This window comes from Janthinobacterium sp. SUN206 (assembly GCF_030587305.1).
GTDB classification, from domain to species: Bacteria; Pseudomonadota; Gammaproteobacteria; order Burkholderiales; family Burkholderiaceae_D; genus Janthinobacterium; species Janthinobacterium kumbetense.
The window spans coordinates 2,551,312-2,564,547 of the sequence record NZ_JAPWIB010000001.1; the positions used below are offsets into that span (position 1 = coordinate 2,551,312).

The 13,236-nt window shown below is 62.8% G+C and carries 13 protein-coding genes and 1 tRNA gene; 6 read left to right on the forward strand and 8 right to left on the reverse strand.

Features of this window, described 5'->3' with window-relative positions; genetic code table 11:
- Positions 1–66: 66 nt before the first annotated feature.
- From O3300_RS11530 to O3300_RS11540, 3 genes are all read right to left on the reverse strand, one after another.
- Complete coding sequence (locus O3300_RS11530; protein WP_099666789.1) at positions 67–1,386, reverse strand: RsmB/NOP family class I SAM-dependent RNA methyltransferase; 1,320 nt, start codon at positions 1,384–1,386, stop codon at positions 67–69.
- Positions 1,387–1,407: 21 nt separating this feature from the next.
- Positions 1,408–2,016 (reverse strand): phosphoribosylglycinamide formyltransferase, encoded by a 609-nt coding sequence (gene purN, locus O3300_RS11535; RefSeq protein ID WP_099666788.1) that lies wholly within the window; start codon positions 2,014–2,016, stop codon positions 1,408–1,410.
- A 156-nt stretch (positions 2,017–2,172) separates the two neighbouring features.
- Positions 2,173–2,571, reverse strand: coding sequence for a barstar family protein (locus O3300_RS11540; protein WP_034747450.1), 399 nt, complete (start codon positions 2,569–2,571; stop codon positions 2,173–2,175).
- Positions 2,572–2,972: 401 nt separating this feature from the next.
- On the opposite strand from O3300_RS11540, the gene O3300_RS11545 reads away from it, so the two are divergent.
- The 5 genes from O3300_RS11545 (at position 2,973) to O3300_RS11565 (ending at position 6,942) form a co-directional block, all read left to right on the forward strand.
- Positions 2,973–3,485, forward strand: a complete 513-nt coding sequence (locus tag O3300_RS11545; RefSeq protein WP_034785134.1) for a glycine zipper 2TM domain-containing protein — start codon at positions 2,973–2,975, stop codon at positions 3,483–3,485.
- 222 nt (positions 3,486–3,707) lie between these two features.
- Entirely contained in the window at positions 3,708–4,496 is a 789-nt protein-coding gene (locus O3300_RS11550; RefSeq protein WP_289898694.1) for a spermidine synthase, read from the forward strand.
- Between the two features lie 47 nt (positions 4,497–4,543).
- A complete protein-coding gene (locus tag O3300_RS11555) occupies positions 4,544–6,298 on the forward strand; it encodes a GspE/PulE family protein (protein ID WP_305052965.1) in 1,755 nt (584 codons plus the stop codon).
- A gap of 67 nt (positions 6,299–6,365) precedes the next feature.
- Positions 6,366–6,441: transfer RNA gene (locus tag O3300_RS11560), tRNA-Lys, on the forward strand.
- A 102-nt stretch (positions 6,442–6,543) separates the two neighbouring features.
- The gene (locus O3300_RS11565) at positions 6,544–6,942 is read left to right on the forward strand and encodes a hypothetical protein (RefSeq protein WP_251350670.1); all 399 of its coding nucleotides are present in this window, start codon (positions 6,544–6,546) and stop codon (positions 6,940–6,942) included.
- Between the two features lies 1 nt (position 6,943).
- Here O3300_RS11565 and O3300_RS11570 read toward each other — a convergent pair whose 3' ends face one another.
- The 3 genes from O3300_RS11570 to O3300_RS11580 are packed head-to-tail and all read right to left on the reverse strand — an operon-like array spanning position 6,944 to position 8,498.
- On the reverse strand, positions 6,944–7,411 hold the full coding sequence (locus O3300_RS11570; RefSeq protein WP_305052966.1) for a hypothetical protein: 468 nt from the start codon (positions 7,409–7,411) through the stop codon (positions 6,944–6,946).
- A 39-nt stretch (positions 7,412–7,450) separates the two neighbouring features.
- The gene (locus O3300_RS11575) at positions 7,451–8,050 is read right to left on the reverse strand and encodes a lysozyme inhibitor LprI family protein (RefSeq protein ID WP_305052967.1); all 600 of its coding nucleotides are present in this window, start codon (positions 8,048–8,050) and stop codon (positions 7,451–7,453) included.
- Entirely contained in the window at positions 8,004–8,498 is a 495-nt protein-coding gene (locus O3300_RS11580) for a hypothetical protein (protein ID WP_305052968.1), read from the reverse strand. Before O3300_RS11580 ends, O3300_RS11575 begins: the two co-directional genes overlap by 47 nt.
- Before the next feature lie 174 nt (positions 8,499–8,672).
- On the opposite strand from O3300_RS11580, the gene O3300_RS11585 reads away from it, so the two are divergent.
- Positions 8,673–10,835, forward strand: a complete 2,163-nt coding sequence (locus O3300_RS11585) for a S9 family peptidase (RefSeq protein ID WP_305052969.1) — start codon at positions 8,673–8,675, stop codon at positions 10,833–10,835.
- A gap of 157 nt (positions 10,836–10,992) precedes the next feature.
- Here the strand turns inward: O3300_RS11585 and O3300_RS11590 are convergent, their stop codons facing one another.
- Together O3300_RS11590 and O3300_RS11595 are read right to left on the reverse strand one after the other, a co-directional pair.
- Entirely contained in the window at positions 10,993–12,285 is a 1,293-nt protein-coding gene (locus O3300_RS11590) for an MFS transporter (protein ID WP_305052970.1), read from the reverse strand.
- Between the two features lie 154 nt (positions 12,286–12,439).
- Positions 12,440–13,171: a BON domain-containing protein gene (locus O3300_RS11595; RefSeq protein ID WP_305052971.1), complete on the reverse strand. Its 732-nt coding sequence runs from the start codon at positions 13,169–13,171 to the stop codon at positions 12,440–12,442.
- Positions 13,172–13,236 lie beyond the last annotated feature (65 nt).

The window sequence follows — 13,236 nt, forward strand, 5'->3', positions numbered from 1 at the left end:
TGCCGCCAGGCGGGCCGGCGGCATTGAAAGCCGCCACTGCCAGGTGCAGCGGCGGCCCGTGACGGCTTATTCGGCTTGTTCAGCGTCAGCGTCGTCGGCCGGTTTTTCATCGGCGTAGACTTTTTTCGGCATGACCTTGCGCTCGAACACGGCGGCGAAGAAGCCGTCGGTCTGGTGCAAGTGCGGCAACAATTTCAGGTAGTCGCCCATTTCCAGCTCGATCTTCTGCTCGGCCAGCACCTTGCTCATCGGCACCAGGGTGAAGTCCGGATGGGCGGCCAGGAATTGCTCGGCGATAAAGTCGTTTTCTTCGTTCAGGAAGCTGCAGGTGGCGTACACCAGGCGGCCGCCGCCCTTGACCAGGCGCGCCGCGCCGGCCAGGATGGCTGCCTGCTTGGCTTGCAATTCCACGATCGAGTTCGGCTGCTGGCGCCATTTCACGTCCGGATTGCGGCGCAGGGTGCCCAGGCCGCTGCATGGGGCGTCGACGAGCACGCGGTCGATCTTGCCAGCCAGGCGCTTGATCTTGGCATCGCGCTCATGCGCGATCTGCACCGGATGCACGTTCGACAGGCCGCTGCGGGCCATGCGCGGCTTCAGCTTGGCCAAACGCTTTTCCGACACGTCGAACGCGTACAAACGGCCCGTGTTGCGCATCAGCGCGCCCAATGCGAGGGTCTTGCCGCCCGCGCCGGCACAGAAATCGACGACCATCTCGCCGCGCTTGGCGCCGACGATCTGCGACAGGATCTGGCTGCCTTCATCTTGCACTTCGATGGCGCCGCTCTGGAACAATGGCAGGTTTTGCAACGATGGCTTCTTGATCACGCGCAAGCCCAGCGGGGCGTACGGCGTTGGCGTGCTGAGGATAGGCGCTTCGGCCAGGGCCAGCATCACGTCGTCGCGCGTGGCCTTGAGCGAATTGACGCGCAAGTCCAGCGGCGCCGGCGCGTTCAGCGCATCGGCCAGCTTCATGGTTTCCGCTTCGCCGAACTGGGCGATCAGCTTGTCGAACAGCCAGGTCGGCATGTTGGCGCGCATGTTCGACGGCATCAGGCTGCGGTCGATCTGCGTGATGCGTTCCAGCCATTCCACTTCTTCTTCCGTCAAGCCGCCCAGGGAGTCGGCGCCGACGGCTTCGGCCAGGCCGAGGATGGTCAAGCGGCGCATGGTCGGGCCACTGCCCGCTTCGGCGAAGTCCGTGAAGAACGATTTGTTGCGCAGGACGGCATAAATGCCTTCGGCGATGGCGCCGCGTTCGCGCGAACCGAGGCGCGGATGGTCGCGGAAATAGCGCGACAGGGTGGTGTCGGCCGGAGCCGTAAAACGTAAAATTTCGCGCAATACTTCTTCAGCATTGGCAAGTATCGCTGGTGGCAATCTCATTGTTATTCTTCCTGTAATATTTTATTGAGGGTCCACGCGGACCTGGCCATGCTCGACTGACAGTTTATCGTCAATGAACAGGCGGATGGCGCGCGGGTAAAGCAGATGTTCCTGTACCAGCACGCGCGCCGATAAGCTGTCTTCTGTGTCGCCTGGCAAGACTGGCACCACCGCGCTCGCCACGGCCGGGCCATGGTCAAGCTCGGCAGTCACGAAATGCACGGTCGCGCCGTGTTCCGTCACGCCCGCCTCGAGCGCCTGGCGGTGCGTCGCCATGCCCGGGAACAGCGGCAGCAGCGACGGGTGGATATTGAGCATGCGCCCCGCGTAATGCTCGACGAAGGGCGGCGTCAGGATGCGCATGAAACCGGCCAGCACGACCAGGTCGGGGGCGAAGCCGTCGATCACGGCTTGCAGCGCCGCATCGAACTGTTCGCGGCTGGCATAATCCTTGTTGGCAACGACTGCCGTCGCTATCCCATGTTCCGCGGCAAAAACCAGTCCCTGGGCATCGGCCCGGTTACTGATGACGGCGGCAATACGGGCTGGCCATTGCTCGGCTTGCGCCGCGCGGACGACCGCTTCCATGTTGCTGCCGCGTCCGGAAATGAGGATAACGATATTTTTCATAGCGCGCATTGTACCCGCTATGGCGATGCGAATCTAGAAAGGCCGGTATTATTGTTGCGGCGCAACATGAGCGCCGGCGCGCCGCAGCCGCCCGGCGATGCCGGTTTTCACCTGCGCCGGAGGCCCGCTTGAGGGCGCTGCGGCAAGAGTAAGTATTTACTCGAACGAATAGAAGACGCGGAACGGGACTTTCTTCTCGGCCCAGTAGTCGGCCGCGTCGCGGAACACGTCGAGCAGGATCTCGCGCGCTTCCTTGTCGAATTTTTGCGTATTTGGCAATTGCTCGAGCACCACCAGGAAGCCCGTTTGCGTGCCCGCCTTGAACATGGTATCCGTCAGGCACAGGCGCAGGGCGTCGAAATTCTTCGCCAGGTTCTTCGGAAACAGGAATGCTTCTGCAATAATGCCGATGACTTGTTGTTTGGTCTGTCCAGCGTTGCAATGCGCATATAAAAAGTGCTGCCCGAGACGGATCGCCTCGTCTTGTAATTCGGTCACGCGAAAGGCACGGATGGACTGGACAAGGTTGGGCGGCACGGTTAGTAACAAACTCATTTTTCCCTCAAATCGACCTGTTATGTATGGATCTGTTCTAGCTGCTCTTCTTATTGCATCCCCGCACGCGGGTCAATGCGCACGCGGTGATTCGATCTGTATCAACTTTTATGCGATTCAGTGCGATTTTATATAAGCCATACGCGTATTAGGGTAACGTGTTGTCCTGCATGAATCAACCCGAATATGATGTCAAACGCAAGATTTGTTACAAACCGCTGGTTTCAAGTCACTTCAACATCTTGTATCGATTGAAAGTGCATGTTACAGACTGTGGGGCAAGGGGCTTGGGCTGTTACATTTTGTTGCCACGCGAAACACTTGTCGCCGCCCGGCGGGATTACTATAGCCCCAAGTTGTAAAAAATACCCTGAAAGATTCTCTAGATAACGAGGTTACAAATGAACTTGCAAGCCAAATTGATGATGTCAGCCCTTTGTATCGGTGCATTGCCACTCGCCCAGGCCGCCGACTTTGAAGATTTCGGCAAGGTCGTGCGCGTCGTGCCGCAAGTGGAACAGATCAATCGTCCACGCCAGGAATGCCGTACGGAATACGTGCAAGTCCAGGCACCACCGCAACAGCGCAGCGCTGGCGGCTCCATCGTCGGCGGTATCGCCGGCGCCCTGCTGGGCAGCCAGGTCGGCGGCGGCAATGGCCGCACGGCCGCGGCAGCCGCTGGCGCGATTGCCGGTGCCGTCGTCGGCGACCGTGTCGACAACCAGAACAATTACCAGGGCGGCATGCAGGAACAAGCCGTCAAGCAATGCCGTCAGGTCGACCACTGGGAATCGCGCAACAATGGCTACCAGGTCACCTACGACTACCGCGGCCGCAACTACACGAGCATCATGTCCTACGATCCGGGCGAACGCATCCGCTTGCGCGTCTCCATCGAGCCTGCTCAACAGTAACGCCTGACATAAGCTGCTGCGCGTCGGCATAGGTGGCCTGCGATGCTCACCGTACTGGAGTACGGTTGCGCTTCTCGGCCACCTCTGCCTTCCGCTCGCGACGCTTCTGTCAAGCGTTGTTACTCAGGACTAAAATGCCGGCCCCATGTCTTTCTCATGGGGCTGGCATTTTTTATGGCGCCCCGGCACGGGCTATAATGCGGCACACTTTCAGGCCGCCTTATGCTTATCAAACGAAAATCCATCGAACAAGTCGAATCCTCGCGCCCTGCGCGCAAGCCACGCTACGCCCCTGTCACCCTGTCGGAAATGGATGGCGTGCGCTATCTGCATTTCGGCACGGAATGGGTGCAGGGCGCCATGCGCATCCGCAAGCCGGACTGGCCGGAACTCGAATACGCGCAGCAGATGATGGCGTGGATGCTGTGGATCGAGCAGCCGCAGCGCCTCGCCCAGCTGGGCCTGGGCACGGCAGCGCTGACCAAGTTCTGCTACCGCCAGTTCCCGCAGGCACAGGTCGAGGCCATCGAGCTGAACCCGTCCGTCATCACCATCTGCGCCTCGATGTTCAAGCTGCCGCCCAACGACGAACGCCTGCACGTGCGCGAGATGGATGCGCTCGACTACGTCAACGATGAGGCCCACCACGGCACGCTGGACGCCCTGCAAGTGGACTTGTACGACGCCACGGCGCGCGGTCCCGTGCTCGACAGCGCCGAGTTCTATTCCGCCTGCTGCGCCTGCCTGGCGCCGCACGGCATCATGACGGTCAACCTGTTTGGCGACCATCCCAGCTATGCAAAGAACATCAAGGCGATGAAGTTTGCGTTCGAACAGGTGATCTGCCTGCCGGAAGTCCATGATGGGAACGTGGTGGCCATCGCTTTCAAGACGAAAGTGGCACTCGATGCCGAAGCACAAGCCGCCCTGCTCGAGCGCGCCAAGCAGATCGTCGCCGAGACCAAGCTGCCCGCCAAGTCCTGGGTCAAGGGCATCGTCAGCACCCTGTAACCGCCGGCAAGTCCAGGCAAGGCCGGCAGCCCGGAAAGGCGCCGGCCATGCCCGCATCCCCTCCTTCTCCCGATACGCCGCTGCAACTGCCGCAACTGCTGGCCTGGCTGCAGGAAGACGGCTTGCTCGACGCGGCGCAAGCGGCCGCCATCGGCGCCCAGGCCGCCCTGCTGCCGGCGCCGGCCCTGCATCCGCTGTGCAGCATCGCCCACGGTGCGCTGACGCTCGACACCCTGTGCGCCTGGCTGGCGCAACGCGCAAGCCTGCCGTATCTGCGCATCGATCCCCTGCACATCGATTTCAGCCAGGTGGCCGACGTCATGACGGCCGGCTATGCGGCCCGCTTCAACATCCTGCCCGTGGAAAGCACGCCGGAGCGCATCGTCATCGCCACGGCCCAGCCGTACTCGCTCGCTTGGCAGGCCCAGCTGGGCAAGCTGGCGCCGCGCAAGCTGAGCCTGGTCATCGCCAATCCGCTGCACATCGCTGACGCCATCGCGCAATTTTTCAGCCTGGCCAGTTCCGTCAAGGTGGCCCGGCAAGCCTCCACGCAAGACCTGGCGCTGCGCCAGAATGTCGAACAACTGGTGGAACTGGGGCGCAACAAGGGTAACCTGGACGCCAACGACCAGCACGTGGTGCGCATCGTCGACTGGCTGTGGCAATACGCGTTTGCCCAGCGCGCCTCCGACATCCATCTGGAACCGAAGCGCGACGCGGGCCTCGTGCGCCTGCGCATCGACGGCCGCCTGCACCAGGCCTACCAGCTGCCGCCCGTGGTGCTGCTGGCCATGACGGCGCGCATAAAGTTGCTCGGACGCATGGACGTGGTGGAAAAGCGCCGCCCCCAGGATGGCCGCATCAAGACGCGCAATGCGCAGGGCCAGGAAATCGAACTGCGTTTGTCGACCTTGCCCACGGCCTTCGGCGAAAAGCTCGTCATGCGCATCTTCGACCCGGAAGTGGCCGTCAAGAGCCTGGCCGAGCTGGGCTTTCCACCCGCGGACGCCGAACGCTGGCGCCAGCTGACGGCGCGCACGCACGGCATCGTGCTGGTGACGGGCCCGACCGGTTCGGGCAAGACCTGCACCCTGTACAGCACCCTGAAGGCACTGGCCGGCAGCGAAGTCAATGTGTGCACGGTGGAAGACCCCATCGAAATGGTCGAACCGGCCTTCAACCAGATGCAGGTGCAAACCCAGGCCGGCATCGAACTGTCGTTTGCCGATGGCGTGCGGGCGCTGATGCGGCAAGATCCCGACATCATCATGGTGGGCGAAATCCGCGACCTGGCCACGGCCGAGATGGCCATCCAGGCGGCGCTGACGGGGCACCTGGTGCTGTCGACCCTGCACACCAATGACGCGCCCTCGGCCGTCATGCGCCTGCTGGAACTGGGCTTGCCCGCCTATCTGCTGGAAGCGTGCCTGGCCGGCGTGCTGGCGCAGCGCCTGTTGCGCTGCCTGTGCCCGGGCTGCAAGGAGCTGGACGCCGCCCCCGGCGCCGCTGCCTGGCAGCGCCTGACGGGCGGCCAGCTGGAACGGCCGGCCGCAGCGTACCGCCCCGTCGGCTGCGCCCTGTGCCGGCACAGCGGCTACCTGGGGCGGGCCGGCATCTATGAACTGCTGGGCGTGACGGAAACGTTCGGCCAGCTGGTCAAGGCGGGGGCCGACCTGCACGCGCTGCGCCGCCAGAGCCTGCTGGACGGCATGACGCCGCTGCGCATCGCCGGCGCGCGCAAGATCATCGATGGCACGACCAGTCTCGACGAAGTGCTGAAGCTCACGGCGGCCCTGCCGTGAGCTTCAGTACTTTCTCGCAGGAATGCTTTGCATTCTTTTTCAACTGATATATAATGCGGCCTCTTTCGGGTCGTTAGCTCAGCTGGTAGAGCAGCGGACTTTTAATCCGTTGGTCGCAGGTTCGAATCCCGCACGGCCTACCACGAATGCGCAGTACTAAAAAGCCAATCCTCCGGGATTGGCTTTTTTCGTTTCCAGCCCCCGGTTATACTAGCCCTTCGTCTTGCCAGCCCTGAAAGAAACGCATGAAACTTGCCGCCACCCTCCTCCTGGCCTGCGCCTGCCTGTCCGCGCAGGCGCAAACGCCCATCGTGCTCGACGGCCAGTACAGCGCGCGCACGGACGAGATGAGCCTGGAAATCATCGGCAACCGTGTCTGCTTCGCGCCCGACAAGGCGCAGTGGGGCCGTTTGCCCCGGCCTGCCGCCACGCACGATGCGTGGTTTTGTTTCAGCAACGATGGCGAGGCGCGGCGTCTGCTGCGCGTACCCGCGCGCCAGGCCGACAATTGCGGTTGGCAGGCGCGTGCGCGCATCGTCATTGATACGTATCAACCATATGTGGAGCAAGGCGACGGCAACGACATGGCGCGCCTGGCGTCGGTCATCAAAGTGGCGCAACCGAACGCCATCGCCTGCGAATAAATCAGTCGAGTTCGTATTCCTGCAGATAACGGGCGAACAGTCCCCCATCGGCCAGCGGGCACGCAAACCCCGCGCCCCAGTCGGCCAGCAGCAACCGCTCTTTCAAGGGCAGCAGCATCAGCCCGGGCATGCCATCGCTGCACCACAGGTCGCACACGATGCCGTCGTCGTCCAGGCCTGCGAACAAAGTCTCCGTCTTGTCGCCGCCAAAGGCCAGCACGTTCTTGCATTCCACCCGGTAACTGCTGTAGCCCGTGTAGACGGCGTCGTAGGGCGGCAAGGCGTCGGCCAGCGCCAGGCGTAGCTGGTCCGCCGTCATGCCCAGCGCGCGCAGCGGCGACGGCGGCGCCTCGGGCACGTACATGTCCGTCCAGCCGGCGCCGCTGCGGTGCGCGTCGGCGAACGCCTGCTGCTCGCCCATCTGCGTCAGACAGTGCTGTAAATTATCCAACGGCAACAGTTCGATCATGCAAAAATCGTCTTCGTGGTAGTACGCTTCCCGCATGGCTCAATTCCCCAGCAAATCTTGCAGTTGCACATTGCGTCGCGACGTCAACCGGCCGGCCCAGGTCTCGCTCGTCACGGATGGATAGCGCACAGCGCCAAAGTTCATCCAGGCGTCGCGGTACGCCAGCCACAGGCGCTGGGTGGCGCGGATGCCATCCTTGCCCACGGCGCCCGCATGGGTTTCCGCCGGCTTTTTCATGAGCTTGCCGTAGATGGCGTTGAGTTCCTTGTCGAGCGCCGCCGCCTGTTCCTTGGACATGCTTTCTGGCAACTTGCCCGCTTCATACTCGCGCAGATCGTGCGCCAGTTGGTCGAGCTCGGCCGTGCGGGCGGCGATGCTCAGGGCGGCGCGCGCCGTGCCGCTCAAATCCGTTTCATTCGCCGCGCGCGCGTCGGCAAACTTGCTTGCCGCCGCCTGCAGCTTTTGCAGCGACGCTTGCGCCACGGCCGGCATGGCCGCACTGACCTTATCTGTCGCCTGCGCGCGCACGCGCTGCTTTTGCCGCGCATCGATGGCGCTGCACACGCCCATCATGTAGCCGCTGGTGATGTCGTCACACAGGTCGATCATGCCGCGTCCGCTGGCATTGATCTGCTGCAAGTGCTCGATGCGCCCCCCGCATCTCGGCCGGCGCCGCATCGATGCTGCACGCATACTTCAGCGCCAGCAACGGGTCTTTCTGCACGCCCTGCCCATTCTGGTACAGCATCATCAGCACGGCGCTGTTCTGCGTAGCCATGGCGCAATGACGCGCGGGACGCCAGTCGGCCGGCTTGGGCGAGGACATACTCTTGGTATCGTAATACAGGTCCGTTGCCTGGCATTGCTGCAGGGACGCCACGGCGGACGGCGCCGGCAAGTCGGCGGGCGGCGGCGCCGCATCCTTGACCTTCAGGCAACTCGCATACCAGGCCGTGCTTTCCGCGTGCCCCACGCCCATGGCGCTCGTATTCGGGTACGGTGCGGCGGCAGCGGCAAAAACCGGGGCGGCCAGCAGGCAGTTTGCGCCCAGCAATAGCGTTTTCAATAAGGGTAGACTAATTTTCATGTTGAATCGGCGCCAGCGTGAGTAAAGCGGCAAGTTTAACTGATCGGATACGCCCCACCCGTCCGCCATGCGTGCGCCGGCCTGGTAAGTAACGGTACACAGCCTTGGCAGTGCAGGAAACGATAGGCAATAATGTTGCCCGCTGTACTTTTTTCACTACTCCGGACCACGCCCATGACCTCACCCCGTCTTCGCCGTTCCCTCGGCTCCCTGCTGATCGCAGCGGCCTGCGCCTCGCTGGCAACGACCGTCCACGCCGCCGATACCAAGGCCACCACCCCAGTTGCCGCCACGCAGGCCAGGCACGCCATCACGCATGAAGACGTGTGGCTGATGAAACGGGTGGGCGCACCCGTCGCCAGCCCCGATGGGCGTTGGGCCGTGTTTTCCGTGGTCGACAGCGCCTACGACAACAAGGACCAATCGTCCGACCTGTGGATCAAGTCGCTGCTTGACGACAGCCCCGCGCGCCGCCTGACCTCTTCCAAGGGGGGCGAAAGCGCCGTGGCCTGGTCGCCGGACAGCCGCCAGCTGGTCTTCGTTGCCAAGCGCGACGGCGATGAAGCGGGCCAGATTTACCGCCTCGACGTGGCCGCCGGCGGCGAAGCGCAACGCCTGACCTCGCTCACCCTGGGCGCGCGCATGCCGAAATGGAGTCCGGACGGCAAGCAATTGCTGTTCATCAGCGACATCTACCCAGGCAACAAGACGGAAGCCGACGTCAAGCAAAGCGCGAAAGAGCGCAAGGAGCGCAAATACAGCGCCCGTTCGTATGAAACGACGGCGCCCCGCTATTTCGACAAATGGCTGACCGACAAGCAGGTGCGCCTGTTCATCGTCGATGCGCAGCCTGATACGAAAGGTGAAAACACGCCGCGCGACATCCTGTCGGGCACGCAACTGGTCACTCTGCCGGGCTTTGGCGGCGGCCAGGGCGACGAGGGACAATCGCTGGACGCCGTCTGGACGCCGGACGGCAAGGCCGTCGTCTTCAACGCGGCCACCAACCGCGATGCGGCCCAGCGCGAAGCCGTCTACTCGCAACTGTACTTGCTGCCCGTGGCGGGCGGCGAAGCGCAGCGCTTGACGCAGGACAAACATAGCTACGGTTCCTTGAAATTTGCCGCCGACGGCAAGACCCTGTTCGCCTTGAGCGACGCACAAACGCCGGGCAAGGTGTATGACGTGAAACGCCTGGCCAGCTTCGCCTGGCCGCTGGTCAAGGCGGAGCCGAGCATCCTGACGGCCAAGCTGGACCGTTCGATCTCCCGCTTCGTGCTGCCCGAAGGCGGCAAGCGCGTCCTCTTCAGCTATGAACATGCTGGCCTGGAAAAGCTGTACTCGATCGACGCCAGGGGCGGCGACGTGCGCGAAGAGCCATCCTTGCCGACGGGCACCATCAACTCGCTGAGCAGCGGCGGCAAGGCCTTGGTCGGCGTGTGGGAGTCCGCCATCAACCCGCCGGAAATCTATGCCTTCAACGGCAAGCAGCCGAAACGCCTGACGGCCTTCAACACGGACAAGGCAGATAAGATCGACTGGCAGGCGCCCGAGCACTTCTGGTTCACGACGGCCGACGGCCGCCAGATCCACAATATGCTCGTCAAGCCGGCCAACTTTGACCCGAACAAGAAATATCCGCTGTTTACCGTCATCCACGGCGGCGCGGCCAGCATGTGGCGCGACCAGTTCGTGCTGCGCTGGAACTATCATTTATTGGCCAAGCCCGGCTATGTCGTGCTGCTGACGGACTACAAGGGTTCCACCGGCTATGGCGAGGAATTCTCGCGCTCGATTCAATTCGACCCCTTGAAGGGCCCGGGCGACGAAGTCAACCAGGGTGTCGATGAAGCCATCAAGAAATATCCATTCATCGACGGCACGAAACTGGCCGCAGGCGGCGCCAGCTATGGCGGCCACCTGGCCAACTGGCTGCAAGCGACCACCACGCGCTACAAGGCCATCGTCTCGCACGCGGGCGAAATGGACCTGATCATGCAGTGGGGCACCAGCGACGGCGGTTTCGGCCGAGAAACGAATGCAGGCGGCCCCGTCTGGTCGAACCTGCCCGTGTGGCGCGACCAAAGCCCGGTTATGCAAGCGGGCAACCACGAAAAAGGCACGGGTTTCACGACCCCCATCCTGATCACCGTGGGCGAGCTCGACTATCGCGTGCCGGCCAACAATGCCTTGATGAACTTTGCCGTGCAACAACGCCTGAACGTGCCGGCGAAACTGCTCGTGTTCCCGGACGAAAACCACTGGATTTTGAAGGGCGAGAACAGCCGCTTCTTCTACAGCGAAGTCGAGGGCTGGCTGGCCAAATACTTAAAATAAGAACACCACAGAACAGTCCATGGCGGCGTTGCATTGCCTAGTCGTACTATTCGTACTGCCTTCGGCAATGCGCCTTGCCCTGAACGTGTTCTGAGGCGTTCTTGAAATCTTGAAAAAATGAAAAAGCCAGGCTCCGCACACGCGGACCTGGTTTTTTTCATGCGAGCTGGGCGGAGGCCACGGCCGCCTTCTGCCGCTGGATCGCCAGCACCATCAGCGCGGCGACGAGGCAGGCGGCGCCGGCCGCGAACAGGGCCGGGTTGTAGGTCAGCATCAGGGTGCGGATGCGGCCCGCCCCATACGCGGCCACGGCGGCGCCCAGCTGGTGGCCGGCGAAGATCCAGCCGAACACCATGCCCGCCCGCTCCCGGCCAAACGTGGCCCCCACCAATTTGACGGTGGGCGGCACGGTAGCGATCCAGTCCAGGCCGTAGAACATGGCGAACAGCGACAGGCCGTACAAGGTAAATTCCGAATACGGCAGCCAGAACAGGGACAAGCCCCGCAAGCCGTAGTACCAGAACAGCAATTTCCGGTTGTCATAGCGGTCCGACAGCCAGCCGGACAGGATCGTGCCGAACAGGTCGAAGGCGCCCATCATGGCCAGCACGGACGCGGCCGGCACGGCGGACAGGCCCGAGTCGCCGCACAGGGAAATGAAATGCGTCTGGATCAAGCCGTTGGTGCTGAGGCCACAGATGAAGAAGGTGCCGAACAGGATCCAGAAGGTGCGATTCGCGGCAACACTGCGCAAGATCAAAAAGGGCGTGGCAAACGTCATCTTCGCTGCTGGCGGTGGCGCCAGCGGCGTGGCCGGATCGGCGCCATACGGACGCAAGGCCACATCCTGCGGACGGTTGCGCATGCACAGGAAGGCCAGCACGGCGACGATGGCGCAGGCGGCAAACACGGGCATGACGGCCGTGCGCCAGCCGTAGTGCTCGATCAGCCAGGCGCCCACGGGCAGGAACAGCAGCTGGCCCGTGGCCGAGCTGGCCGTCAGCACGCCCACCACCAGGCCCCGGTGCGTCTCGAACCAGCGGTTCGCCACCACGGCGCTCAAGACCAGCGCCGTCATGCCCGAACCGAGGCCCAGCAAGATGCCCCACAGGGCCACCAGGTGCCAGAACTGCGTCATGCGCGTGGCCAGCAGCATGCCGGCGGCGATCAGGCCCAGGGCCACGCAGATGATGTTGCGCAAGCCGAAGCGCTCCATCAGGATGGCGGCAAACGGGCCCATCAAACCGAACAGCACGAAGCGCACGGCCAGGGCCGAGGAAATCTGCTCCGCATCCCAGCCGAATTCTCGGCTCAACGGTTGCATCAGCGCGCCCGGCAAGCCCAGCGCGGCAGACGAGGTTAATGCCGTGAGAAAAGTGATGGCGACGATGACCCAAGCAAAGTGCATGCCGCGCCGCTCCAGCCATTGCGAAAAAGGATAGGAAAGCATGCAGTCCCCATGAGAAAAGAGTTAGCCCAGCGCCGCCTGCTGGCGGGCTTCCCCCATTTTATATGATGATCATAATTTATACAATCAAAAAAAGCTGGAGCTGCACTGTTGCGTGCGGCTCCAGTCCTGGCTTTAACGCCTGTGCAAAATGCGCTTACTTCACTTTCAAGCCATTCTTCACATCCGTCACGCCTTCCACGCCACGGGCCAGGTCGGCCGCTTTTTTCACTTGCGCCTGGGAAGGCACGAAGCCGCTGAGCATGACGACGCCGTTCACCGTTTCCACGTGCACATCGAGCGCTTTCAAGTCATTGTCCTTGACGAGGTCAGCCTTGATCTTGGTGGTGATGACGGAGTCGGCCACGGCCGTCTTGGTGCTGCCGGCCGCGTTGCGCGTCACGCAGGCGGCCTTGGCCGTCGCATCCATGGCGTCGCAATTTTCCTTCGTCGTGGCGGGCGGATTTTGCGCCACATTGGTGCCGGCCCTGGCGCCCGTGTTGGCATCAGCCAGCGCGGCCGTTTTCGCTGCCTTGGCATCGTTCATGCACGTGGTTTTATCCGCGCCAGTGCGGTCGCCGCACTTGGCCCTGGCCAGGTCATACTCGGCATTGGCGACGTCCTTGCGGGCCTTGCCCAGCTCGCGCGGCGTGTTGCGGTACTGGGCCACGGCGTCCGAATCGGCCTTGGCGCGCGCCACCCTGGCTTCTTCCACGCAGACTTTTTTCGCGTTGCCGCTATGGCTGTCGCAGGCGGCCTTGGCCTGCTTGTAATCACTGGATGCCTTGTCCGTCAAACTCTTGTATGAGGCATCCTGCGCATACGCGGGCGTGGCGGCAAGCAAGGCGCTGGCACTGGCGGCCAGCATGAGTGCGATCATTTTGTTCATGATGGTTCCTCTCTGGTTAATTGATGCCCAGATTAGACCCCTGCCGCGCGCAAAGCTCCGTGCGA

Coding starts and splice junctions, on each gene's coding strand:
- O3300_RS11550 (WP_289898694.1), top strand. CDS start 3,708: ATGCTTATCAAACGAAAATCCATCGAACAAGTCGAATCCTCGCGCCCT.
- O3300_RS11555 (WP_305052965.1), top strand. CDS start 4,544: ATGCCCGCATCCCCTCCTTCTCCCGATACGCCGCTGCAACTGCCGCAA.
- O3300_RS11565 (WP_251350670.1), top strand. CDS start 6,544: ATGAAACTTGCCGCCACCCTCCTCCTGGCCTGCGCCTGCCTGTCCGCG.
- O3300_RS11545 (WP_034785134.1), top strand. CDS start 2,973: ATGAACTTGCAAGCCAAATTGATGATGTCAGCCCTTTGTATCGGTGCA.
- O3300_RS11580 (WP_305052968.1), bottom strand. CDS start 8,498: ATGAAAATTAGTCTACCCTTATTGAAAACGCTATTGCTGGGCGCAAAC.
- O3300_RS11530 (WP_099666789.1), bottom strand. CDS start 1,386: ATGAGATTGCCACCAGCGATACTTGCCAATGCTGAAGAAGTATTGCGC.
- purN (WP_099666788.1), bottom strand. CDS start 2,016: ATGAAAAATATCGTTATCCTCATTTCCGGACGCGGCAGCAACATGGAA.
- O3300_RS11585 (WP_305052969.1), top strand. CDS start 8,673: ATGACCTCACCCCGTCTTCGCCGTTCCCTCGGCTCCCTGCTGATCGCA.
- O3300_RS11590 (WP_305052970.1), bottom strand. CDS start 12,285: ATGCTTTCCTATCCTTTTTCGCAATGGCTGGAGCGGCGCGGCATGCAC.
- O3300_RS11570 (WP_305052966.1), bottom strand. CDS start 7,411: ATGATCGAACTGTTGCCGTTGGATAATTTACAGCACTGTCTGACGCAG.
- O3300_RS11595 (WP_305052971.1), bottom strand. CDS start 13,171: ATGAACAAAATGATCGCACTCATGCTGGCCGCCAGTGCCAGCGCCTTG.
- O3300_RS11540 (WP_034747450.1), bottom strand. CDS start 2,571: ATGAGTTTGTTACTAACCGTGCCGCCCAACCTTGTCCAGTCCATCCGT.